General features: G+C 55.9%; 21 protein-coding genes. 19 read left to right on the forward strand and 2 right to left on the reverse strand.

What is annotated here, in order from left to right; translation table 11 throughout:
• Nucleotides 1-641 precede the first annotated feature (641 nt).
• The 5 genes from argS to CFELI_RS04900 all read left to right on the forward strand — a co-directional run bounded on the left by argS (nt 642) and on the right by CFELI_RS04900 (nt 6,961).
• On the forward strand, nt 642-2,294 hold the full coding sequence (argS, locus tag CFELI_RS04880; protein ID WP_277105530.1) for an arginine--tRNA ligase: 1,653 nt from the start codon (nt 642-644) through the stop codon (nt 2,292-2,294).
• A gap of 114 nt (nt 2,295-2,408) precedes the next feature.
• The gene (lysA, locus tag CFELI_RS04885; protein WP_277105529.1) at nt 2,409-3,740 is read left to right on the forward strand and encodes a diaminopimelate decarboxylase; all 1,332 of its coding nucleotides are present in this window, start codon (nt 2,409-2,411) and stop codon (nt 3,738-3,740) included.
• Nucleotides 3,741-4,053: 313 nt separating this feature from the next.
• Entirely contained in the window at nt 4,054-5,400 is a 1,347-nt protein-coding gene (locus CFELI_RS04890) for a homoserine dehydrogenase (protein WP_277105528.1), read from the forward strand.
• A gap of 7 nt (nt 5,401-5,407) precedes the next feature.
• Complete coding sequence (thrB, locus tag CFELI_RS04895; protein ID WP_277105527.1) at nt 5,408-6,334, forward strand: homoserine kinase; 927 nt, start codon at nt 5,408-5,410, stop codon at nt 6,332-6,334.
• 192 nt (nt 6,335-6,526) lie between these two features.
• A complete protein-coding gene (locus CFELI_RS04900) occupies nt 6,527-6,961 on the forward strand; it encodes a hypothetical protein (protein WP_277105526.1) in 435 nt (144 codons plus the stop codon).
• Nucleotides 6,962-6,992: 31 nt separating this feature from the next.
• On the opposite strand, the gene CFELI_RS04905 is transcribed toward CFELI_RS04900, so the two are convergent.
• Together CFELI_RS04905 and CFELI_RS04910 are read right to left on the reverse strand one after the other, a co-directional pair.
• A complete protein-coding gene (locus CFELI_RS04905; RefSeq protein ID WP_277105525.1) occupies nt 6,993-7,745 on the reverse strand; it encodes a helix-turn-helix transcriptional regulator in 753 nt (250 codons plus the stop codon).
• 231 nt (nt 7,746-7,976) lie between these two features.
• Nucleotides 7,977-9,764, reverse strand: a complete 1,788-nt coding sequence (locus CFELI_RS04910) for a long-chain fatty-acid--CoA ligase (RefSeq protein WP_277105524.1) — start codon at nt 9,762-9,764, stop codon at nt 7,977-7,979.
• A gap of 655 nt (nt 9,765-10,419) precedes the next feature.
• On the opposite strand from CFELI_RS04910, the gene rho reads away from it, so the two are divergent.
• From rho to CFELI_RS04980, 14 genes are all read left to right on the forward strand, one after another.
• A complete protein-coding gene (rho, locus tag CFELI_RS04915) occupies nt 10,420-12,429 on the forward strand; it encodes a transcription termination factor Rho (RefSeq protein WP_277105523.1) in 2,010 nt (669 codons plus the stop codon).
• Between the two features lie 3 nt (nt 12,430-12,432).
• A complete protein-coding gene (prfA, locus tag CFELI_RS04920; protein WP_277105522.1) occupies nt 12,433-13,506 on the forward strand; it encodes a peptide chain release factor 1 in 1,074 nt (357 codons plus the stop codon).
• A gap of 1 nt (nt 13,507) precedes the next feature.
• On the forward strand, nt 13,508-14,347 hold the full coding sequence (locus CFELI_RS04925) for a N5-glutamine methyltransferase family protein (RefSeq protein WP_277105521.1): 840 nt from the start codon (nt 13,508-13,510) through the stop codon (nt 14,345-14,347).
• Between the two features lie 138 nt (nt 14,348-14,485).
• A complete protein-coding gene (locus CFELI_RS04930; protein WP_277105520.1) occupies nt 14,486-15,136 on the forward strand; it encodes an L-threonylcarbamoyladenylate synthase in 651 nt (216 codons plus the stop codon).
• On the forward strand, nt 15,137-16,300 hold the full coding sequence (locus CFELI_RS04935) for an MraY family glycosyltransferase (RefSeq protein ID WP_277105519.1): 1,164 nt from the start codon (nt 15,137-15,139) through the stop codon (nt 16,298-16,300).
• 31 nt (nt 16,301-16,331) lie between these two features.
• Complete coding sequence (locus CFELI_RS04940) at nt 16,332-16,787, forward strand: Cg1360 family ATP-synthase-associated protein (protein ID WP_277105561.1); 456 nt, start codon at nt 16,332-16,334, stop codon at nt 16,785-16,787.
• A 540-nt stretch (nt 16,788-17,327) separates the two neighbouring features.
• A complete protein-coding gene (gene atpB / locus CFELI_RS04945; protein WP_277105518.1) occupies nt 17,328-18,113 on the forward strand; it encodes a F0F1 ATP synthase subunit A in 786 nt (261 codons plus the stop codon).
• Between the two features lie 101 nt (nt 18,114-18,214).
• Nucleotides 18,215-18,454: an ATP synthase F0 subunit C gene (locus CFELI_RS04950; RefSeq protein WP_259286723.1), complete on the forward strand. Its 240-nt coding sequence runs from the start codon at nt 18,215-18,217 to the stop codon at nt 18,452-18,454.
• A gap of 31 nt (nt 18,455-18,485) precedes the next feature.
• Complete coding sequence (locus CFELI_RS04955; protein WP_277105517.1) at nt 18,486-19,052, forward strand: F0F1 ATP synthase subunit B; 567 nt, start codon at nt 18,486-18,488, stop codon at nt 19,050-19,052.
• 9 nt (nt 19,053-19,061) lie between these two features.
• Nucleotides 19,062-19,880 carry a F0F1 ATP synthase subunit delta gene (locus CFELI_RS04960; protein WP_277105516.1) on the forward strand — a complete coding sequence of 273 codons (819 nt, stop codon included), beginning with the start codon at nt 19,062-19,064 and terminating at the stop codon, nt 19,878-19,880.
• A 60-nt stretch (nt 19,881-19,940) separates the two neighbouring features.
• Nucleotides 19,941-21,569: a F0F1 ATP synthase subunit alpha gene (atpA, locus tag CFELI_RS04965; protein ID WP_277105515.1), complete on the forward strand. Its 1,629-nt coding sequence runs from the start codon at nt 19,941-19,943 to the stop codon at nt 21,567-21,569.
• Between the two features lie 57 nt (nt 21,570-21,626).
• On the forward strand, nt 21,627-22,604 hold the full coding sequence (locus tag CFELI_RS04970; RefSeq protein ID WP_277105514.1) for a F0F1 ATP synthase subunit gamma: 978 nt from the start codon (nt 21,627-21,629) through the stop codon (nt 22,602-22,604).
• 3 nt (nt 22,605-22,607) lie between these two features.
• Entirely contained in the window at nt 22,608-24,053 is a 1,446-nt protein-coding gene (gene atpD / locus CFELI_RS04975; RefSeq protein ID WP_277105513.1) for a F0F1 ATP synthase subunit beta, read from the forward strand.
• A 16-nt stretch (nt 24,054-24,069) separates the two neighbouring features.
• A complete protein-coding gene (locus CFELI_RS04980) occupies nt 24,070-24,441 on the forward strand; it encodes a F0F1 ATP synthase subunit epsilon (protein ID WP_277105512.1) in 372 nt (123 codons plus the stop codon).
• The last annotated feature ends 142 nt before the right edge of the window (nt 24,442-24,583 follow it).

A 24,583-nucleotide genomic window follows, 5' to 3' on the forward strand; every position in this document is an offset into this window, starting at 1 on the left:
CGTCTCACGTACGTCTGCGGTATGGAGTGGGCTGGTAGCCCACAGGCGTATGAGGTGGATAGTCCGGTTGAAAAGACTTCTTTCTCCTCCACTAGCTTGGACTATGAATCGGTGTGATGGAAATCGGAAAAAGCAGAAAAAACAGGGTAGTACATGTGCTATGGATGGGGATTTTCTGGTGCGGGAGCTGACAAAAGTGGGGAAAAGTGGCGATGACCACTATATTGTTGAACGTTTTCAGGAATGGAACATTCGCAGAGTTTTCGTTTGATGTGTGCTAAGGCGTGCATATAATGTGAGGTAGCCCACATTCAAAATGCTTTATAACCAGCCTCATGGGGGGAGAGTGTTGGGGAGAAAACTTTCCCCCACGCAATTGTGGGCCATCCCCAATCGACGTACTGTGGCCCAAGCATCATGGTGGAGTGCGGGAGTGCTGGGCTAGACAAGGTGCAAGCGGGCGATGGCTGTTGGCTGAAGGCGCTGTGGATTACAGCGGTGGTGGCTACATTTTTTAAGGTTTGTTAAGGGTGTTGGTGCCACCTTGTGTCACGCGCTTTTCTTTTTTCTCCTTCTTGCTCCGCACCGCGGGCGATACTCCATGTGGTAGTAGAAATAGTTGTGGGATAGAATTCCCCTTTATGACTCCAGCCGATCTTTCTGCACTGATTAAAGACACCGCCGTTGCGGTCCTCAATGCCCGCGCGCTTGATACCGCGGCACTGCCCGAGCAGGTAGTAGTTGAGCGCCCCCGCAACCCTGAGCACGGGGATTATGCAACCAACCTTGCGCTTCAGGTGGCGAAGAAAGTCGGCTTAAATCCTCGCGAACTAGCAACTGCACTCGCGGAAGCGCTCGCAGAAACCGATGGCATTGCAACTGCCGAAATCGCAGGTCCTGGCTTTATTAACATTCGTCTCGACGCAAGCGCGCAGGGAACTATCGTGTCGACCATCCTTTTGCAAGGCGATACCTACGGGCACCAAGATTTCCTCGCTGACCGAGTGGTCAACCTCGAGTTCGTCTCCGCGAACCCAACCGGTCCTATTCACCTCGGCGGCACCCGCTGGGCAGCGCTGGGCGATGCCCTGGGTCGTATCCTAACTGCGTGTGGTGCGAAGGTCACTCGCGAGTACTACTTCAACGATCACGGTCGCCAGATTGATCGCTTCACCAATTCCCTGATCGCCGCAGCGAAGGGCGAACCTACCCCGGAAGACGGCTACGGTGGAGCATATATTCAGGAAATCGCGGCGAACGTGCTTTCGCGTGTGCCCAATGCGCTTGAGCTTGACGACGCCGAGATGAGCGAGACTTTCCGCGCCGAAGGCGTGGACATGATGTTCGCACAGATCAAGGCATCCCTACACGAATTCCGCACCGACTTCGACGTGTACTTCCACGAAAACTCCCTGTTCGAGTCCGGTGCTGTGGATCGCGCCGTCGATAAGCTCAAGGACAACGGAAACCTGTACTTCAACGACGGCGCATGGTGGCTGAAGTCGAGCGACTACGGTGATGACAAAGACCGAGTTGTGATCAAGTCTGACGGCGATGCCGCCTACATTGCCGGCGATATTGCCTACGTTGCCGACAAATTCGAGCGCGGACACAACCTTGCTATCTACATGCTCGGCGCAGACCACCACGGTTACATCAGCCGCCTGCGTGCCGCCACCGCCGCCATGGGATACGACCCGAAGCAGGTTGAGGTGCTCATCGGACAGATGGTCAACCTTGTGCGCGACGGTGAAGCGATCAAGATGAGCAAACGCGCCGGAACAGTCATTACCCTCGACGACCTCGTGGAAGCAATCGGCGTGGATGGTGCCCGCTATGCAATGATTCGCTCCTCTGCCGATTCCACCCTCGATATCGATCTTGCGCTGTGGACCTCCCAATCTTCCGACAACCCTGTGTACTACGTCCAGTACGGGCATGCGCGCTTGTGCTCGATCGCACGCAAGGCGGAAGAACTCGGCGTGAGCGCTGAAAACCCAGACCTTTCCCTGCTCGCCCATGAGCGTGAAGGCGATTTGATCCGCACCCTCGGTGAGTTCCCAGCCATCGTGAAGGCTGCTGCTCAACTGCGCGAACCACACCGCGTTGCCCGCTACGCCGAAGCCTTGGCCGGTACTTTCCACCGTTTCTACGACAACTGCCAGATCCTGCCGAAGCAGGGCGAAGAAGTACAGCCTATTCACACAGCTCGCCTCGCGCTGGCTTTCGCGAGCCGCCAGGTTCTGCGCAACGCCCTCGAGATGCTTGGCATCAGCGCACCAGAGCGCATGTAACTTACGAACCCCACCATCGCTGACGATAAGCACAGTCTAGGTTCAGCCTGAACTGTCTGCTTATGTGCGTTGGTGGGGCTACCTTCGACCAAACATTGACATAAAAGGAAACCGATGAGCTTTAATGCGCTGCCAGCACATGTCTGGCCCCGAAACGCCCGACGTGAAGAAGACGGCAGCGTCAGCATCGCTGGGGTGAGCCTTCCTGCGATTGCCGAGGAGTTTGGCACCGCGGTGATGGTTGTCGATGAAGATGACTTCCGCTCCCGCTGCCGCGACATGGCTGTGGCTTTCGGCGGTGGCGAGCACGTGCACTATGCCTCTAAGGCGTTTCTTACGTCCCGCATTGCCCGCTGGGTTGCGGAAGAAGGACTGTGCCTAGATATCGCTTCGCATGGCGAGTTTTTGGTGGCACTGAATGCAGGGTTCCCCGCTGAGCGAATTGCTGCACATGGTAACAATAAAGATCATGCTTTCCTGCATGCCTTGGTGAGCAACGGTGTCGGGCATGTGGTGGTTGATTCCCACCAAGAAATCGAGGAGCTAAATGCTGTAGCCGGTAGCTTGGGCATTGTCCAAGATGTGCTGGTGCGAGTCAAACCTGGTATTGATGCGCATACGCACGAGTTCATCGCGACCGCGCATGAGGATCAAAAGTTTGGTTTCTCACTTGCTTCTGGTTCTGCTTTTCGGGCAGCCGCGCGCGCCGTGGAATTGGAGAACCTCCGCTTGGTTGGCCTGCACTGCCACGTTGGCTCCCAGGTTTTCGACGCGGAAGGTTTCTCTTTGGCGGCAGAGCGTGTGCTCAAGCTCTACGGCCGCATCATGGATGAGCTGTCGGTGGGGGAGGAATTCCATATCTTGGATCTCGGCGGCGGCTACGGTATCGCATATTTGGAGAAAGAAACCCCGCTGGATGTGGTCGGCGTGGCCCAAGATTTGCTGAGCCGGGTGGAAAAGCATGCGGCACGATTCAACGTTCCGGTTCCCACGATCAAGGTGGAGCCCGGCCGAGCGATTGCCGGCCCGTCTACTGTCACTATGTATCGCGTGGGTACGGTCAAGGATGTGACGGTGGAGGATAATTTCTCCCGCCGCTACATTTCCGTCAACGGCGGTATGAGCGACAATATTCGCCCAGCGCTTTACGACGCCGTCTACGACATCCGCAAAGTCAACGGCCTGACCCAGGGCGAAGAGATTCCAAGCCGCGTGGTGGGTTCGCACTGCGAATCTGGCGATATTTTGATTCATGACCAAAAGTTGCCGGATGATATTGCTACCGGTGATTTGGTGGCGTTGGCGGCAACGGGTGCGTATTGCTATTCCATGTCCTCGCGCTACAACATGATGATGCGTCCTGCGATTGTCAGCGTGAAAGAAGGCCAGGCCAGCTTGATGGTACGTCGCGAGACTATTGAGGATTACCTCGCGCTCGAAGTGTAGAGTTCGCGGTACTTTTTACACTGCTTCCTTGAAATCACCAGAGGTGGGACGAGGGAGCAGTGTTGTGTGCGGGATTTTCAACGTGTGACACTGGTGTGGCAGGTGGGGCGCTCACGCTTTGCGGGTTACCTTGGTTGGTGGTGCGGGTGAATAAAAGTGTGCACCTTAACGAGGGTAAAACTCAATCGGTCGGGTAGAATGCTACCAATGCGTACCGCATGGTCTGTTTCCTTTCCAAAAAGAGGAAGTGTTTCTATGTGTTGTGCCAGCTAGACCGAGAACTTTTACTCATGTTTCGTCGAAGGAGTCATTCATGAACGAGAACGCAGCTGTCAGCCATTTCAATCCCGGAAAGGGCGCTGGATCTTCTGTAGGCGTCGCTATTTTGGGATACGGAACCGTTGGTTCCCAGGTGCTGCGTCTCATGGTGGAGAATGCTGACGAATTTGCGCATCGCGCAGGCGGCCCGCTGGAAGTGAAAGGCGTTGCCGTGTCTAATAAGGAAAAGCATCGCGGTTCCCTCGCCGATGAGCTGGGGTTGCTCACCGATGATGCACGTGGGCTTATTGAGCGCGAGGATATCGATCTTGTTGTCGAGGTGATCGGTGGTATTGATTATCCTCGCGAGCTGGTGCTTAAGGCCTTGCGCGCCGGTAAATCTGTGGTGACTGCGAATAAGGCTTTGGTGGCTGCGCACTCCGCTGAATTGTCTGAGGCTGCGGATGCAGCAGGCGTGGATCTGTATTTTGAGGCTGCGGTTGCTGCTGCTATTCCTGTGGTTGGTCCGTTGCGTCGTTCTTTAGCAGGTGATCGCATTCTGAGCGTGTCCGGCATCGTCAATGGCACCACTAACTTCATTCTTGATGCGATGGATACCGATGGTGTTTCCTACGATGAGATTTTGGCTGAGTCGATCCGCCTGGGTTATGCGGAGGCTGATCCTACCGCCGATGTTGAAGGCTATGATGCTGCATCGAAGGCCGCGATTCTTGCATCCTTGGCTTTCCACACGCGTGTGACGGCCGATGATGTGTTCCGTGAGGGCATTTCTAAGATCACTGCTGATGATATTTCGGCGGCGAAGGCTGCTGGCTACACCATCAAGTTGTTGGCAATTTGTGAGCGCCTTATCGACGCCGAGGGTAAGGAAAGCGTGTCTGCTCGCGTGCACCCCACCCTGGTTCCGCACGATCACCCGTTGGCGAGTGTTACTAAGAGCTTCAACGCGATCTTCGTGGAAGCTGAGGCCGCTGGCCGCCTGATGTTCTACGGCAATGGTGCTGGCGGTAACCCTACTGCTTCAGCGGTGTTGGGCGATATTGTTGGTGCTGCCCGCAATAAGGTTTTTGGTGGCCGTGCACCGGGTGAATCCACCTACGCGAATCTGCCGATTGCTGATTTCGGTGATGTTCCAACCCGCTACCACATCGATATGGATGTGGTGGATCGTACCGGCGTGTTGGCTGAGCTGACCAAGATTTTTGCTGAACATCAGATTTCGTTGCGCACTGTGCGTCAGGAGGAAAAGGGTGAGCACGCTCGCCTGATTTTGGTCACCCATGCTGCCCGCGAGGCTGATTTGGCTCGGACGGTTGAGGCGTTGGCGGCAACCGATGCGGTGTTGGCTGTGAATTCTGTGTTGCGTTTGGCAGGGGAGTAGAGTCACGATGGCGAGTGAACTTCCAGTAGGGAAAAAAGTCACTGTGACTGTTCCTGGTTCCTCTGCGAACCTCGGTCCCGGTTTTGATACCTTGGGTATGGCCGTGTCGATTTACGACACCGTTGAAGTTGAAGTGACTGATTCTGGCCTTGTTGTTGAGGTTTTTGGTGAAGGTCAAGGCGAGCTCCCGCTTGATGGCTCCCATTTGGTGGTGAAGGCTATTCGCTGCGCCTTGAAGGCGGCTGATGTTCATGCTCCTGGTTTGCGTGTGGTCTGCCATAACACGATTCCGCAGTCGCGTGGGTTGGGTTCGTCGGCCGCTGCTGCTGTTGCGGGTGTTGCTGCTGGAAATGGGCTGGCTGGTTTCCCACTTTCCGCGGCACAGGTGGTGCAGCTGGCTTCTGCTTTTGAAGGTCATCCTGATAATGCCGCTGCCTCTGTGTTGGGTAATGCGGTGGTGTCGTGGACTGAGGTGCCAGTTGATGGGCGCACGGAGCCACAGTATAAGGCAGTGACGGTGCCGGTGCATGAGAAGATCATTGCTACTGCGTTGGTTCCTGATTTCCATGCATCCACTGAGGCTGTACGTCGGGTTTTGCCTTCGGATGTAACTCACGTGGATGCGCGTTTTAATGTGTCGCGCTGCGCTGTGATGACTGTTGCATTGCAGCACCATCCTGAATTGCTGTGGGAAGGCACGAGGGATCGGCTGCACCAGCCTTATCGCGCCGACGTGCTTCCTGTGACCGCCGAGTGGGTGAATCGTTTGCGTAACCGTGGGTACGCAGCCTACCTGTCTGGTGCAGGTCCGACGTGTATGATTTTGTCCACTGAGCCGGTGGAGGAAAAGATTCTGCAGGAAGCTCGCGACGCTGGTTTGCGAGTATTCAACTTGGAGGTTGCAGGCCCTGTTGAAGTAAAAGTCGACGCCTAAACTTCTAACTTTTTCACGCCCGCCTTGATCACTGTGGTGAGACTAGGCGGGTTTCGTGCTTTACCCCTGCAAGTATGCGCGTGTCTGAATTCCGCTTGCCTGGTGGGTGTGGGATGGGTAAAAGGTGTGAAAAGGCTTGGAATGTTCTGACTTGTCTGCCGTGGCGGTCACCGGTTGGCTAGGGTGGAGGCTATGAAAAAGACAGCAACGGGAATAGTCATTGGTGTGCTTCTGATCGTGGCGGTGGTGATCGTCGGTATAAGCTGGGTGATGGTTGGGCGATCCCCAGTGGAAAAACATCTTGCAGGAAAAGTCGAGCACACCCAAATCACCTTGGGGCAGATATTCCCCGAAGCTGATAGTTTCACGTTGTGGTGCCCGAATTCGCGGGAGGAACTGGGTGATGAAAACCGCAGTATCCTTGCCGTCAATGCCCACGGGGATACGAAAGAATACACTTTAAAACACTCGGTGATTAACCTGTGTGCAGAGATAGAGGAATCCGGTAGTAGTCAAGGCAGCCCGCCTGCGCTGGGGGCGCAGGGAAGTGTGACTATTGCCCCTGATGAAATTCTGTACTTACAGCAAGACTCCGCCACCCATGCGTGGGTGCGAGTGAGTAGCTAAAAATACTAGCGCCAGCTAGTTCGGTGGTGAACTAGCTGGCGTTTTCACATTCAGTGTCGATGTCGTAGAGTGCGTGATCTGCCACTGTGGTGTGTGGATCTGGCTGGTGAATTTCGAGCACGCAGGAGCCGCCGGTTTTCAGCGGAAGCAGGCGTGCCTCAAGGCCAGAACGGCTGGTGTGGTACAACATCATGCCGCGGTGCAAATCGCAGATTGCTTCGCCTGGCGAGCCGGAATCGTCGATGAATGGGCAGGAGTGCATACAGACACTCACTTCACCATTGGCGCCGGTGCACACCTCAGGGTCGAAGCCCATGCGGGTGAGATTGGCGACAAGATCTTCAAATTCGTACTCTTCGCCTTCGCTGACACCTTCCAGGCCGGAAGAATACGAGGCAGCCATTTTCTTTGCCCACTGTTGACCCAAATTCTGGATAGTTTCAGAATCGGTAGCATCCAAATGCTGACCAAGAACCTGGATCAGGGACAAGTATTCGTTGGCAACAATACGATTGTCGGGCACGCGCGCTTTATAGATCAGCGATGGTCGACCGCGACCGCTGCTGGGGGCGGACATGGTGTGCACCGCGCCTTTTTCTACAAGCTCGTCGAGGTGTCTGCGGGCGGTATTAATGTGCATGCCCAGATGGTCCGCAATATCTGTGACCCGTGCGCCCTCACGGTAAGTTGCAAGCACATCGAGCACGATGCGTTGCTTGTGACTCAGCCGGAAGGCCTCCGGGAAGAGGTCGGTAGCGGGCTTGAGCTGGCCGTTATTTGTCATAGGTAAAAGACTCTCACAAGGGGAAGGACTGCCCGAAGGTAGTTCTTCCGGGGGCTAAGCAGTGTTTTTCAAAGCTTAGTCCAGTTCCTTTGTGTGATAAAACCATGTTTTTCCATTTTTAATAGTGTGTGGCACAAGGTTCTACCCCATTACGGGGGAGGTGAATATTTTTAACAGCAGTAAGCGCAGCTCAAAAGGGAGATTTGTATCACACCTTAATGGGAGTCATAATCACATGGGCGTGGGATTGGGGGTATCTGAGGGGGTAGAATGTGGGTCGGAATCCAACACTTCTTCACCGAGGCGACGCCCAGGGCCACGCAAAGCAATGACGTCAAATTCATTCTTAGCCACATGCTCGCGCAGATCAATCTTGTCGAACTTACCCACACTGGTTTTATCGATTGCATCCACAAACGCCCAATACTCCGGCAGCATCCACGAAGGGAATGAATCCTTCAACTCAGCGCGCAATCGCTCCGCGGTTTCCTTCGTGCGTTCAACGCCTTCGGTGACAACCGTGACTGCCAAGGGGCGTTCGCCCCACTTGGTATCGGGATATCCGATCACCGCGCATTCGACTACTTCTGTCGAGCCCATGATTTCGTTTTCAAGCAGGGTGGAGTAGATCCATTCGCCGCCCGAACGAATAACGTCGCGCGCACGATCGTGAATGGTCAAATAAGCATCAGAGGTTACCGATCCCACATCACCTGTTCGTAACCAACCATCGGCGGTAAATTGGCCAGGCGCATCATCAACCGCGTGATTGCGGAATGTGTGTGCCGATCCGCCACTTTCTTCTGAAGGGGAGTGGTAGTAAGAGCCAGTAACCCAATTGCCCCGCACTTGAATTTCGCCGTGGTTTCTGTCCGTTGTAGGAACGACTTCACCGTCGTTGACAACACGATATTCGACAGAAGCGGGGAAGCGGCCCTGGCTAATCCGATACGCTTCGCGTGCCTCACCAGAAACTCCTGTGGGTGGGCGGGCGACAGAGCAGATCGAGGAGGTTTCAGTCATGCCCCACACTTGGATGACATCCACGCCGTAGCGTTCTTCCCACATGTGCATCAGAATCGGTGGCACAGCCGAACCGCCGGAAAAGATTTCCTGCAAACTCATACGTGCAGGCGGGTTATTCATGTAGTACACCATCAGCTGGATCCATACCGTGGGCACACCGTTGGCCACTCGTGGATGCGTTGTGGCAATCAGCTGCGCTAAGGATTCCGGCGACATGTCAGCGCCGGGGAAAACTAACGGGGTACCGGACATGAATGCGGCAATGGGCACGCCCCAGGATAGAACATGGTAGATCGGAACACAGCAGAGGAAAGACTGGCCATGCGAAATCGACAGAGAGTCGGTGGTGCGCAGCGAAAGGGACTGCAAATACATTGAGCGGTGTGAATACACCACTCCTTTGGGTGCTCCGGTGGTGCCAGTCGAATAGCACAGTGCTGCTGCGGTATTTTCGGGCAACACTGGCCAATGGTAGGTGGTGGATCGGCCGTCGAGAAGCGCCTCGTAGGAGTAACACTTAATGTGCTCGGGGATGAAACGCGCGGCAGGGGAATAATCAGCCCTGCCGATAAAAACCACAGCGCGCACAGTCGGGCAACCCCGCTCAAGGATAACCCCAAGCTGCTTGGCTAGTCGCTGGTCAGCGATAATAACCTCGTCTTCGGCGTGGTTGATAATGTGGGCAATCTGATCGTTCATCAACTGCTTATTTAAAGGGTTAAACACCGCACCCATGCACGCAACCGCAAATAAGGATTCAAGGTGCTCTGCACAGTTGTGCATGAACGTGCCTACGCGCTGGTCGGCGGTAATACCTAATTCATCGCGCAGCGCGTGCGCTAAGGCTGCTGCGCGGGCGGCAATTTCGGAATAGGTTGTTTCGTGTAATTTATCGGCTTCCCACGTGGTTACTTTCGTGTGTCCGAAAGCAGTAGCGCCGTGAGTGAGGATGCGCGAGAGATTCAAGGGTAAATCTTGCATAGTTGAGAACATGATTTCACCTTAGCAACCTTTAACACCAAGGAATTCGGTTGCGCGAACGTCAAGCGCTGCTGTGCGCCTTGCTGCGAAAACCGACAACGTTCTGCTTGTGCGCGAACATATCACGCGTATCGACGTCGCCCACTTACTGTGTGCAGGAGACAAGGGAGAAGAGTAAGGCGCAGGAAAAACTCAGTTCCCTTTGAGGGAATGGGGAGTGGGAGGAGTGTGATTGAACAACGATAAAAAAATTTTTTTAATAAAAACTTCGCGCCAGCTTTTCCCAAGAATCCTTACGTGCGCTACACTGATTGGTGAACAGTCCAATCTTTGAAACAAGCCCCCTTTAACGCCGCAGATGCCCGAGAAAAATACTCGGTGTGTTTTTTGATGAGAGCGTGAGGGTGAGGCTGCTTGAACCTTATTTTGAGATTGTGAAATTTGTTCGCCTCCACTACTTCACACAACAACGTGACTGTGAATACTGTCGAAGCCCCTCAAAGCCGCGGCCTTATACGCACGCATCAGTTTTGCGTGTGAAGCTGCGTGAACGACAGGGGTTGGACTCTTACCTCATTTGGGAGCTTTCCGCTTGAAAGCACCTGCGTGCACCTTATAGAAAAGGCTGTGCAGTAGGTGGACGGAAAGCGAAACTGAAAGGAAATCTGTGACCACAACAGATACCGGCGCACCGCGTAATCTCGCTGCAATGCGCCTACCAGAACTGCGTAAAATGGCTGCAGATCTGGGGCTCAAAGGTGTTTCCGCCCTGCGTAAGGGCGACCTGATTACCGCAATCAGCGGTGCCACTACAGGATCAGCCGAGGCTGCTCCTGCGAAAAAAACAACCCAGAAGCGCGCCACCACAACTCAGGCGAGTACCCCAGCTGGCGACGCCGACGCACCATCACAGGAAGTGGCTCAAGAATCCAAGCCACGGCGTCGAGTAACAAAAAATGTTGCCGAAGCTGCACACACCCCAGCCCACGACAACCAGGAAGCTGAAGACTCACGCCCACGGCGTCGTCGGGTAACCAAGACTTCCCCCACCAGCACCGTCGAGCCAGCTGAAACCGCCCTCAGCGAGGCACCAGCTGCCCGCGACGAAGCAGAAAGCACTGAGAATCAGGGCGAGACCGCTGAAACGAAGTACGAGTCCCGCTCCGCAGCGCGCCGGGCTCGTCGCAACCGTGCGCGTCGTGAAGAGCGTGAAGCACGACGTCGCCACGATCGACCAGTGAAAGACGAAGAAAACGTCACCGAGGTCGCTAACGCTACTGTCGTTGACGCTACCGCGACCACCACTGAACCAGCTGCGGTTGCCACCGAGCGCACCGAACGCACCGAGCGCACTGAGCGTGCAGAACGCGGTGAGCGCCACGGACGTGGCGAGCGAGGGGATCGTTTTGATCGCTACGAGCGTCGCAACCGCCGTAACCGCCGTGGGCGCGATCGTGACAACGAAGATCGCGATTTCCGCGACAACCGCGACGAGCGCGAAGAAAACCTCCAAGATGTCGCAGGTATCCTCGACATCGTCGATAGCAACGTCGCATTCGTACGTACCTCCGGCTACCACGCTGGCCCTGCAGACGTGTACGTCAACAATCAAATGATTCGCCGCCTAGGCCTGCGTGCCGGCGACCACATCGTCGGTGCCGTTCGCATGAACGACGGCGGCGAACAGCGCGGACACTACAACCGTGGCCGCAACCGTCAAAAATACAACCCACTGGTGCGCGTCGACAGCGTTAATTCCATGACCGTTGAAGAAGCAAAGGCACGCCCGGACTTCAACAAGCTCACCCCGCTGTACCCGAACCAGCGTCTGCGCCTCGAAACTGATCCGAAGATCCTCACCACCCGTGTGATCGACCTGATCATGCCCATCGGTAAGGGCCAGCGCGCGCTGATCGTTTCCCCACCAAAGGCCGGCAAGACCACCATCTTGCAAAACATTGCCAACGCAATCGCGACGAATAACCCAGAGTGCTACCTGATGGTTGTGCTTGTCGACGAACGCCCCGAAGAAGTCACCGACATGCAGCGCAGCGTCAAGGGTGAAGTCATCTCCTCCACCTTCGACCGCCCACCAGGAGAGCACACCGCAGTTGCAGAACTGGCCATCGAACGTGCCAAGCGTCTCGTGGAACAGGGCCAAGATGTTGTCGTTCTTCTCGACTCGATTACCCGCTTGGGTCGCGCCTACAACAACTCCTCGCCAGCTTCTGGCCGTATCCTTTCCGGCGGTGTGGATTCCAACGCGCTGTACCCGCCCAAGCGATTCCTGGGTGCTGCCCGCAACATCGAAGATGGCGGCTCGCTGACCATCATCGCCACCGCCATGGTCGAAACCGGCTCTGCAGGCGATACCGTGATCTTCGAAGAGTTCAAGGGCACCGGCAACGCCGAGCTCAAGCTTGACCGCAAGATCGCAGAGCGCCGCGTCTTCCCAGCGGTCGACGTCAATCCTTCCGGCACCCGCAAGGACGAACTGCTGCTGGCTCCTGAAGAAGCCCGCATCATGCACAAGCTGCGCCGAATCCTCTCTGCCCTCGACAACCAGCAGGCCATTGATTTGCTGATCAAGCAGCTGAAGAAGACCAAGAACAACCGTGAATTCATGGTTCAGGTCGCATCGTCGTCCATCATGGCCGCAGACGCCGAGGAGGAGTAATTAGTGGCTGCACACGTATCTGCCGTAGACGATATCGTCTCCGAATACCAGGGCATCGAAGCCCAAATGGCGGACCCTGAAACCATGGGTGATCAGGCACTGTTTAGGAAGCTCTCCAAGCGCTACTCTGAACTGCAGCCCATCATGAACGTCAACAACAAGTTGGTTCAAGCCCGCGAGGATCACGAAGCCGCCGTAGAAATGGCCTACGAAGATTCCGAATTCAAAGCGGAAGCCGAACGCCTAGCCGCCGAAATCGTCGAGCTGGAAGAACAACTCGCCGACCTGCTGGCTCCTCGCGACCCCCACGACGGCGACGATATCGTCATGGAAGTCAAGGCTGGCGCCGGTGGCGAAGAAGCTGCACTGTTCGCTGGCGAACTGGTACGCATGTACCAGCGCTACGCCGAAAAGCACGGCTTTGCCACCGAAGTGCTGGATCTTTCCGAATCCGACCTCGGCGGAGTCAAGGACATGACCTTGTCTATCCGTTCGAAGCAGCCATCTCGCGATGGTGCATGGAGCGTATTCAAGTTCGAAGGCGGCGTACACCGCGTTCAGCGCGTGCCTGTGACCGAATCTCAAGGCCGCATCCAAACCTCCGCTGCCGGTGTTCTGGTCTACCCAGAACCCGACGAAGTAGGCGAGGTTGAAATCGATGACAAGGATCTGCGCATCGACGTCTACCGCTCCTCCGGTAAGGGCGGCCAGGGAGTGAACACCACTGACTCCGCAGTGCGCATCACCCACCTGCCCACCGGCATCGTGGTGACCTGTCAGAAGGAACGCTCCCAGATCCAAAACAAGGCACGCGCCATGCAGGTGCTGGCAGCACGACTCCAAGCACTCGCCGAAGAGCAAGCTGACGCGGAAGCAGCGGAAGGACGCGCGGCACAGATCCGCACCCTCGACCGCTCCGAACGCATCCGCACCTACAACTGGCCGGAGAATCGAATCTCCGATCACCGCATTGGCTTCAAGGCAAACAACCTTGACTCTGTCCTCAACGGTGACATGGACGATCTCTTCACCGCCTTGCGTGCAGCGGAGCGGGCGGCGCGACTCGAAGCGGAGTAACGTGCGCGAAATCCTTGCACAAGCCGAAGCCACCCTTGCAAATGCAGGGGTGGCTTCGCCACGCGTCGACGCCCGACTCATCGCCGCACACCTTTTAGGCTGCACACCGCTTGAACTTAGCTTTCAGCGTGTCGACGTCGACACCTTCGCCCCCGACTACTTCCAGCTGATCCAGCGTAGAGCCACGCGCGAACCACTCCAACACATTTGCCAGAGCGCCTTTTTCGGCCCCCTCGAGCTGCGCGTTGGGCCAGGCGTATTCATCCCGCGACCGGAAACGGAACTGCTTGCAGAATACGCCGTCGACACGCTTAAAAAACTCTATCAAAAGCACCGACGGCAACTATTAGTCGCAGACCTGTGCACCGGATCAGGAGCGCTAGCAGCCTATATTGCCCACGCGCTCGGGGAGAAAGTACACGTCGTCGCCATCGAACTCTCCGAAGACGCATTGCCCTATACCCGCACCAACGTGGCACCCTACAGCAACATCAGCCTCGTGCGCGGGGATGTCAGTACAACGATGCTCCGCGGCATGGACATGATCGTCAGCAACCCGCCCTACGTGCCCGAAACACTCGACCTTGAGCAAGAAGTCTACGCCGACCCGCACATGGCAGTATTCAGTGGCGCTAACGGCATGGACCTTATCCCCACAATGGTCGCAGCAGTAATACCCAGCCTTAGAAGCAACGGCGTGATCATGATCGAACACGACGACTCCACCCAAGAAGCCGTCAAAGACGTGTTGGCGCAGCACGCAATGAGCAACATCACCGGACACCGCGACTACGCAGATAAACCACGCTTTGTCAGTGCCGTTTATTCCCCAGCAACCTAAAAAGGCCGCAAGGAATAAGCACCTAACCCTCCAACACAGTAAACTCTGCACCAGTGCACCTGATCGTAACTACGCTGCAACAACACACAGTGCACGTGGATAGGTCACACACGAGATAATAGAACAGAAAGAAAAACAGTGAGCAGAATCTATGACTGCGGCTCGGCCGACAACCGTGCCATTGGAATTAAAGCAGCAGTCAGCGCGGTTAAATCCGGCCGCCTCGTCGTCCTTCCCACCGACACCCTCTATGGTCTCGGCTGCGACGCCTTCGACATCGCCGCAGTGGAACGACTCCTCGCAACCAAAGGCCGCGGCCCCGACATGCCAGTACCAGTCCTCGTCGGAAGCTGGGAAACCGCCCGCGGCCTCGTACACTCCTACGACGAACGCCTGCGCACCCTCATCGAAGCATTCTGGCCAGGTGCGCTCAGCATCGTCGTACCGCAAGCCCCATCCCTGGTGTGGAACCTCGGCGACACCCGCGGTACCGTCATGCTGCGCATGCCGTTGCATCCGGTAGCCATCGAACTGCTGCGCGAAACTGGCCCAATGGCCGTTTCCAGTGCAAACATCTCTGGTCACGCCCCATCGACCACCGCGCAGGCCGCTAAGGAACAACTCGGAACCGCTGTGAATGTCTACCTCGACGGTGGAGAATGTTCCGTCGGAGTGGCATCCTCCATCATTGACCTGTCCGGCGAACGCCCACGCCTGCTGCGCGAAGGCGGAATCTCGGCAGAACGAATCGCCGAAGTCCTCGGAGTCGAAGCGGAAAGCCTGCGCTAAATGGGATCGGGAGTAGCTGGAGTACCGCTACGCGAACTGGGACTGGTCATCCTTGTCGCGGCGGCACTGACCTATCTCACCACTGGAATCATCAGAAATGTCATGGTTCGCAGTGGCGTGATGGGAGAAATTCGTGAACGTGACGTCCACACCATGCCGAAGCCCAGGCTCGGGGGAGTGGCCATGTTTACCGGATTTATCTGCGCAGTTTTCCTCGCAGACCAGCTCCCAGCCTTGACTAGAGGGTTTCAGCCGATCACCCCAGAAATGAGTGCGGTGGTCTGGTCCGGATTCGCTATCGTCATAGTCGGTGTTCTTGACGACCTACTCGAACTCGACGCGATCACCAAACTTTTGGGGCAATTTTTCGCCGCTATCATCATGAGTTTGCTGGGCGTGAGCTGGACCTTAGCCTACGTCCCCTTCGGGGATGGCACCACAGTTCTACTGGACACATTCTCCTCAACGATTATCACCGTCCTATTCACTGTTACGCTGATCAACGCCATTAACTTCGTTGATGGACTCGACGGACTAGCAGCAGGGCTAGGAATGATCGGTGGGGGAGCGATCCTCGTCTTCTCCCTGACCATCCTCCACGACCAAGGAGGCATGGTCTCGGCCTATCCTCCGGCCATCATCGCCGCCTCACTGGTAGGCATTTGCCTAGGATTTCTGCCCCACAACTTTGAACCCAGCCGCATTTTTATGGGCGATTCAGGTTCCATGCTCATCGGGCTTTTGCTCGCGGCAGCGTCCACATCCGCCTCAGGGAAAATCAACATGAGCCTGTATGGGGCAGTGGATGTGGTGGCCTTGATGTCGCCGATAATCGTGGTATTCGCCGCCGTTTTGGTCCCATTGCTCGACCTTGTCATGGCAGTGGTACGCCGAACACTGCAAGGGCGCTCACCGTTTGCTCCCGACAAAATGCACCTCCACCACCGACTACTGTCACTCGGGCACACCCACCGCCGCGTGGTTTTAGTGCTCTACCTCTGGGTCTCAGTTGTGGCCTTCGGTGCAGTTGCCTTCTCCATCGTGCCCCCCTTGGCAGCAGGTCTGGGCATTAGCGCTGCGATTCTCGTGGCTCTCACAATTACCTGGGCGCCAGTTCGGCGCGCTCAATTGGAGCGCCGAACGAACGCGCAAACATACAGTTGATAAAGGGGGGTAAACCTAATACGATTGTGGCATTGTGACTGAAAATACCCAGCAAAACAGCCCTGCACGCACCCCTGAGCTCAGCGAGTATGACGATCAGCGTCGTCCTCTTGTACGGGCCTTGAAATTTGGCTCAATCGCGCTCGTCATCATCACCGTGGCCTCCCTTGGTCTTTGGGGCTGGCTTCGGGATCTGCCAGGTATCTACGGTGTGCTCATCGGGGCTGCCATTGGCGGCGGATTCGTATTGATGACCGTCTTCAGTGTTCTCGTGACCTCCGGTACGAATGCGTCCACCACGGGTGCTGTCGTGCTTGGTGGCTGGTTGCTGAAGATTGTTTTGGTCTTCGCGGTATTTTTCTTCATTCGCGACCTCACGTTCTATGACAACATCGCGTTATTTGTCACTGTTGTGGCCGCTTTGGTAGTCGTGCTTGCCTGTGAAGTCTACGGTGTCATCACCTCAAAGGTTACTTATGTGAGCTAACGGTGCGCGTGTAATCGATACTGCACGAATGCTTGTATTCCCCTTTCTTGTGATCGTTGTTTTTTCGTGATTTTTTGTTTATCTCACGAGAAGCAAGGTGCAAGGAAGGGGTTATTTATTGGGGGTGACGAAATGCGGGGGCTGTTGAAAGATTGTTGATCAACTTTGATCTCGTCAGACCAAAAGGGGCAAAAGAAAACTACCCCCGTCGACTGTTGTGATGGAGCTTACAATTGCAATGTAAATGCAGCTAAGGGGCACAGATGAGGGATTCTGACCAGCGGGGGTAAAACGGATGGAGAGACATGTGGGAAAACTGGGGTTCAGGCTGCTACTCTAATCGTTGGGTTTATATGGAATATTTGTGCCTTGTGGCGATATTCCACCACAATTCCCCTGTGGTTGCCATGCTGATGTGCGACGGAGTCCATGGTGGCCACAGAGAGTTTATAGACGTCCATCGCACCGCGGGTCTTTTCATACACTAAAGATCACGCGGCCCGAACACGGGAGAGAACGCTGAGCGTTACATTACTGTCCATGAAGGGTGAATTCCATGCACCCTCCTTGGAGCACGAATTTTTCCCGGATGCCATTTGGTTCGCCGATGTGGCGAACGGCTGGTTCACAATCGACCGTCTGATGTTCGTCCGCCTGCTGATGGCAGCGGTTCTAGCAATTTTCTTCCTCGTTGCTATGCGTAACCCGAAGCTTGTTCCTAAGGGTCTGCAAAACGTTGGCGAAATCATGCTGGATTTTGTCCGAATCCACATCGCAGAAGAAATCCTCGGTAAGAAGGAGGGGCGCCGATTCCTTCCGGTTCTGGCCACCATCTTCTTCGTGGTTTTGTTCATGAATGTGCCATCGGTCATTCCATTCCTGAATATTTCCCCGAACGCACGCATTGGTATGCCTCTGGTTCTGGCAGTATTCGGTTACTTGGCCTTCATCTATGCAGGTGCTAAGAAGTATGGCTTTTTCAAGTATGTGAAGAGCTCGGTAGTTATTCCTAACCTGCCACTGCCACTGCACATCTTGGTTATTCCGCTGGAGATTCTCTCCACCTTCATCCTGCGCCCTGCCACTCTGACTGTCCGTCTGATGGCAAATATGTTGGTTGGACACATCATTCTGGTTCTGCTTTTCTCTGCCACCAACTTCTTCTTCTGGCAGTTGAATGGTTGGACTGCTCTGTCTGCATTCACGATCGTTGCAGGCGTTGCGTTCAGCTTGTTCGAAATGTTGGTCATCTTCCTTCAGGCGTATATCTTCGCTCTGCTGGTTGCGGTCTACATCGAACTGTCGCTGCACGCTGACGAACACTGACCCAAATAGTGCATCCAACTGGATCACCGCAAGTCTTAAAAATCACAATTCCACGCCCAGCACACAACACGCTGGGTAACTAGAAAGGGAACGACACTCTCATGAACGAAGTCATCCTGGCTCAGGAAGCTGCTGGCATCACCGGCTCCATCGCTACCGTCGGCTACGGCCTGGCAACCATCGGCCCAGGTCTGGGCATCGGTATCCTCGTGGGCAAGGCTCTCGAGGGCATGGCACGTCAGCCTGAGATGGCTGGCCAGCTCCGCACCACCATGTTCCTGGGTATCGCTTTCGTTGAGGCCCTGGCTCTGATTGGTCTTGCAGCCGGCTTCATCCTCTAATAACCCAACGACACACGAAAGCTAGAGATTCATGACGAACGCCTCTTATATTTGGGCTGCGGGCGAGGGGCTCCCTTTGGAGTCCTCCAACAGCGTTCTGCTCCCAGCGAACTATGACATCTTCTGGTCTTCCGTAGTGCTCGTTGTTGTTGGGCTTCTTTTCTGGAAGCTCGTTCTCCCGAAGTTCCAGGAAGTCCTGACCGAGCGTGAGGACCGGATCAAGGGTGGCATTCAGCGCGCGGAAACCGCACAGGCTGAAGCCAAGGCCGCTCTTGAGAAGTACAATGCTCAGCTCGCCGAAGCCCGTGCCGAAGCAGCAGAAATCCGCGAAGAAGCCCGCCAAAGGGGCAAGCAGATTGAAGCTGATATGAAAGCAAAGGCTACCGAGGAGAGTAACCGAATCATCGAGTCTGGTGAGAAGCAGCTGGCAGCACAGCGTGAGCTGGTTGTTGCTGAGCTTCGCCGCGAGATGGGTCAGAATGCTATCAACCTTGCTGAGCGCCTGATGGGTGAGCAGCTGTCCGAGGACGTTAAGCGTTCCGGCACCATTGATCGCTTCTTGGCTGAACTCGACACCGTCTCCCCGGCAGGAAAGTAGGCACCCTTTATGCACGCAGCAAGCCGCGACGCATTGGCAGTCGTCTCCTCCTATCTCGATACTGTTATCGAAGAGGCAGACAATGCCGTAGCTGTTGCCGCTCAGACTGGCGCTGAGCTTTTCGACGTCGTCGATGCGCTCGACGGTGATCGCGCACTGCGCATCGCTGTTGCTGATGCTTCGTTGACGGCAGAGCAGCGCACTGGTCTGGTTTCTGCTGTGTTCGCCGGAAAGGTTTCCCAAGCAACCCTAGAGCTGTTGATTACTGCAGCTCGCCAGGTGTGGTCCACCCCTCGCGAATTCCGCGCTGGTTTGGTCCAATTGGGACGCCAAGCACTGTTGCGCTCTGCTGATAAGCAGGGTCAGTTGTTGCAGGTTGAGGATGAACTCTTCCGCCTGTCGCGCATCCTCGATAAGGAAGCCCAGCTGACTTTGCGTCTCGACGACCGCAGTGCAGACCGCGCCGCTAAGCGCGATCTTTTGGCGAAGGTGTTGTACGGCAAGGTTACTGCAGTAACTGAAGCCCTTGCACTCCAAGTCATTGGCCGCCCAGAGCGAAACGCTATTGACGACATCGACGCTGTGTCGAAGTTCGCCGCCTCCCTGTGGGGCCGCGAAGTCGCATACGTTGTTTCGGCAGCGCCGTTGAATGACTCGCAGAACCAGGCACTGGCAAGCAAGCTAGAGCACATTTACGGTCGTGCGATGAGCATCCACTCTGAGGTTGATCCCAGCCTCCTCGGTGGCATGATTATCCGCGTTGGCGACGAAGTAATCGATGGCAGCACCTCGGGTAAGCTCGAGCGTCTGCGCGTGAACCTCGTCTAAAACACGACGAAGAAGATTTTGAAGAAATTGCTGGAAGAAACTACCGAGAGCAGGAAGAACATGGCGGAGCTTACGATCTCCTCCGATGAGATCCGTAGCGCGATTGCGAACTACACCTCGAGCTACTCCGCGGAGGCCTCCCGTGAGGAGGTCGGCGTGGTCATTTCCACCGCTGATGGTATTGCCCAGGTATCTGGCCTCCCATCTGTAATGGCAAATGAGCTCCTCGAGTTCCCAGGCGGCGTCATCGGCGTCGCGCAGAACCTTGACACCGACCGTGTTGGTGTTGTGGTTCTGGGTAACTACGAGACACTTAAAGAAGGCGATGAAGTAAAGAGGACTGGCGACGTCCTCTCCATCCCGGTCGGCGATAAGTTCCTCGGCCGCGTCATCAACCCGCTGGGTCAGCCCATCGACGGCCTTGGTGCCATCGAGGCTGAAGAGGACCGCGTCCTCGAACTGCAGGCACCTTCCGTGCTGCAGCGCCAGCCCGTTGGTGAGCCAATGCAGACCGGCATCAAGGCTATTGACGCCATGACCCCAATCGGTCGTGGTCAGCGTCAGTTGATCATTGGTGACCGTAAGACCGGTAAGACCGCAGTCTGCATCGACACCATTTTGAACCAGAAGGCAAACTGGGAGTCCGGCGATAAGACCAAGCAGGTGCGATGCATCTACGTGGCTATCGGTCAGAAGGGCTCGACCATTGCCGCAGTGCGTAAGACTCTGGAAGAGCACGGCGCACTGGAGTACACCACCATCGTTGCAGCTCCTGCATCCGATTCTGCAGGCTTCAAGTGGCTGGCACCTTTCGCTGGTGCAGCTTTGGGCCAGCACTGGATGTACCAGGGCTACCACGTTTTGGTGATTTACGATGATCTGACCAAGCAGGCTGAGGCTTACCGTGCTATCTCCCTGCTGCTGCGTCGCCCACCGGGCCGCGAGGCCTACCCAGGTGACGTCTTCTACCTCCACTCTCGCCTGTTGGAGCGTGCTGCAAAGCTTTCCGACGACATGGGTGCAGGTTCGATGACCGCTCTGCCGATCATTGAAACCAAGGCTAACGACGTGTCTGCCTTCATCCCTACCAACGTGATTTCCATCACCGACGGTCAGGTATTCTTGGAGTCCGACCTGTTCAACCAGGGCGTTCGCCCAGCTATTAACGTGGGTGTTTCCGTTTCCCGCGTGGGTGGTGCTGCGCAGACCAAGGGTATGAAGAAGGTTTCCGGCTCCTTGCGTCTGGATCTGGCCGCATACCGTGACCTGGAAGCATTCGCAACCTTCGCTTCTGACCTGGATCCTGCATCCAAGGCTCAGCTGGACCGTGGCGCACGCCTGGTCGAGCTGCTGAAGCAGGCCGAGAACTCCCCACAGTCTGTTGAGCACCAGATCGTTTCCATCTGGCTCGCTGGCGAAGGCCACTTCGACAACGTTCCCGTCGTTGATATCCGTCGCTTCGAGGCAGAGCTTCACGATCACCTGCACTCTGCAGCCCCTGAGGTGTTTGAGCAAATCGCTGGTGGCGCTGCGCTGTCCGAGGAGTCTCAGAACACCCTGGTTGCACAGACTGAAGCATTCAAGCGTGGTTTCCAGACCACCGATGGCACCCCAGTGATCAACGAAGCTGAGGTGGATGCTTTGCCAGCAGAACAGGTCAAGAAGAATCAGCTGACGGTTAAGAAGTAAGGGCAAGGCTCTTATTTCATGACAATCATCAAGGAAAAGAAGGGAGGCGTTTAACCAATGGCAAGTCTTCGCGAACTACGCAACCGAATTCGTTCGGTCAATTCGACTAAGAAGATCACCAAGGCCCAGGAGCTGATCGCGACATCGCGCATCACGAAGGCTCAGGCTAAGGTGGCAGCTTCGCAGCCATACGCCACCGAAATCCACAACGTGATGGAACGTCTGGCCTCAGCTAGCTCCCTCGACCACCCGATGCTGCGTGAGCGCGAGAACGGCAAACGTGCCGCTATTCTCGTTGTTTCCTCCGACCGTGGTATGTGTGGCGGCTACAACTACAACGTCTTCAAGAAGACTGCCGAACTGCAGAAGCTTCTTGAAGACCGTGGTTACGAAGTCGTTCGCTATATCACCGGTAACAAGGGCGTTGGCTACTACAACTTCCGTGGCGGCGATTATGCTGGCGCGTGGACTGGCTTCTCCCAAGATCCTTCTTGGGATGCAACCCACGATGTTCGCCAGCACCTCGTTGACGGCTTCTTGGCCGGTTCTGAGGGCACCGCTAAGTACCGTGAGGGTCTAAACAGCGAAGAAGGGGCTGAGATTCAAGGCTTCGACTCTGTGCACGTTGTGTACACCGAGTTTGAATCCATGCTGACCCAGACTGCGCGCGCACACCAGCTGCTGCCGATCGAGCCAGTGATTGTCACTGAGGAGATCCCACACGGCGAGGGTATTCTGGACGACGCTGGCCAGCCAGAACCAGATTACGAATTCGAACCTGACGCCGACACTTTGCTTGAGGCTTTATTGCCTCAGTATGTGTCCCGTAGCCTGTATGCCATGTTCTTGGAAGCGTCTGCTTCCGAGTCGGCATCCCGTCGCAATGCGATGAAGTCCGCAACCGATAACGCTACCGCGTTGGTCAAGGATCTTTCCCGTATCGCAAACCAGGCTCGTCAGGCTCAGATCACTCAGGAAATCACAGAGATCGTCGGTGGCGCTGGCGCGCTCGCCGAAAGCGGAGAAAGTGACTAGATTATGACCACAGCTCTTACAGAGCAGAACACGCAGCAGGCGGCAACCGCCGGCCGCGTCGTGCGCGTCATCGGTCCGGTCGTCGACGTGGAATTCCCGCGTGGCGAGCTACCGGCACTGTACAACGCGCTGACTGTCGAGGTCACCCTCGAAGCAGTCGCCAAGACCATTACGCTTGAGGTTGCCCAGCACTTGGGTGACAACCTCGTTCGTACCATTTCTATGGCTCCTACCGACGGCCTCGTCCGTGGTGCAGCCGTCGTAGACTCCGGCAAGCCAATCTCGGTGCCTGTTGGTGACGTCGTCAAGGGCCACGTCTTCAACGCACTGGGCGACTGCCTTGACGAGCCAGGCCTCGGCCGCGACGGTGAGCAGTGGGGTATCCACCGCGATCCACCGCCATTCGACCAGCTCGAAGGTAAGACCGAAATCCTCGAAACCGGCATCAAGGTTATTGACCTTTTGACCCCTTACGTTAAGGGCGGCAAGATTGGTCTGTTCGGTGGCGCAGGTGTGGGTAAGACCGTTCTTATCCAGGAGATGATTACTCGTATCGCACGCGAGTTCTCCGGTACCTCCGTCTTCGCAGGTGTTGGTGAGCGTACCCGTGAGGGCACCGACCTCTTCCTGGAAATGGAAGAGATGGGCGTTCTGCAGGACACCGCTTTGGTGTTCGGTCAGATGGATGAGCCTCCAGGAGTCCGTATGCGCGTGGCGCTGTCCGGCCTGACCATGGCGGAGTACTTCCGCGATGTTCAGCACCAGGACGTGCTTTTGTTCATCGACAACATCTTCCGTTTTACCCAGGCTGGTTCTGAGGTTTCGACCCTTCTGGGTCGTATGCCTTCCGCCGTGGGCTACCAGCCAACCTTGGCTGACGAAATGGGTATCCTGCAGGAGCGCATTACCTCCACCAAGGGTAAGTCGATTACCTCTCTTCAGGCCGTTTACGTGCCTGCTGACGACTACACCGACCCAGCCCCTGCAACCACCTTCGCTCACTTGGATGCAACCACCGAGCTCGACCGTGGTATCGCTTCGAAGGGTATCTACCCTGCAGTGAACCCACTGACCTCGACCTCTCGTATCCTTGAGCCAAGCATCGTTGGTGAGCGCCACTACGCAGTTGCGCAGCGCGTGATCAACATTCTGCAGAAGAACAAGGAACTCCAGGACATCATCGCCATCCTCGGTATGGACGAGCTGTCTGAAGAGGACAAGATCACCGTTCAGCGCGCACGCCGCCTCGAGCGCTTCTTGGGCCAGAACTTCTTCGTCGCAGAGAAGTTCACTGGTATCCCAGGTTCTTACGTGCCACTGTCCCACACGATCGACGCCTTCGAGCGCATCTGCAACGGCGACTTCGACCACTACCCAGAGCAGGCCTTCAACGGCTTGGGTGGCTTGGACGACGTCGAGGCTGCATACAAGAAGCTCACCGCGAAGTAAGAGGGAGGCAAAGCACATGGCTGATGTCACCGTAGAACTGGTTTCCGTGGAGCGCATGCTGTGGAAAGGTACCGCGAGCATCGTTACCGCGCAGACCACTGAAGGTGAGATCGGCGTGCTGCCCGGCCACGAACCCATGCTCGGCCAACTGGTCGAGAATGGTGTCGTGACCATCCGTCCGACCGAAGGCAACAAGCTTGTTGCTGCGGTTCAGGGTGGTTTCCTCTCCGTATCTAAGGATAAGGTGACCATTCTCGCCGATTACGCAATTTGGGCTGATGAGGTTGATACCTCTCGCGCCGAGGCTGCGCTGGGCGATAGTGATTCCCTTACCAAGGCACGTGCTGAGGCCGAGCTGAAGGCAGTACGCCGTAGCGCAGAGTCCTAGTATTTATACTGGACGTACTGCTCCCTCAAACCTTTGAAGTCCCCCCAAAGTTTCTTTTGGGGGGACTTCGTCGTAGAATCTTTTATCAATCCGTGCTGTTGAGTCGGCGCCCCGATGTGTACTTCCACTTTCGACGAAAGAG

Source organism: Corynebacterium felinum (genome assembly GCF_030408755.1).
Classification (GTDB): domain Bacteria; phylum Actinomycetota; class Actinomycetes; order Mycobacteriales; family Mycobacteriaceae; genus Corynebacterium; species Corynebacterium felinum.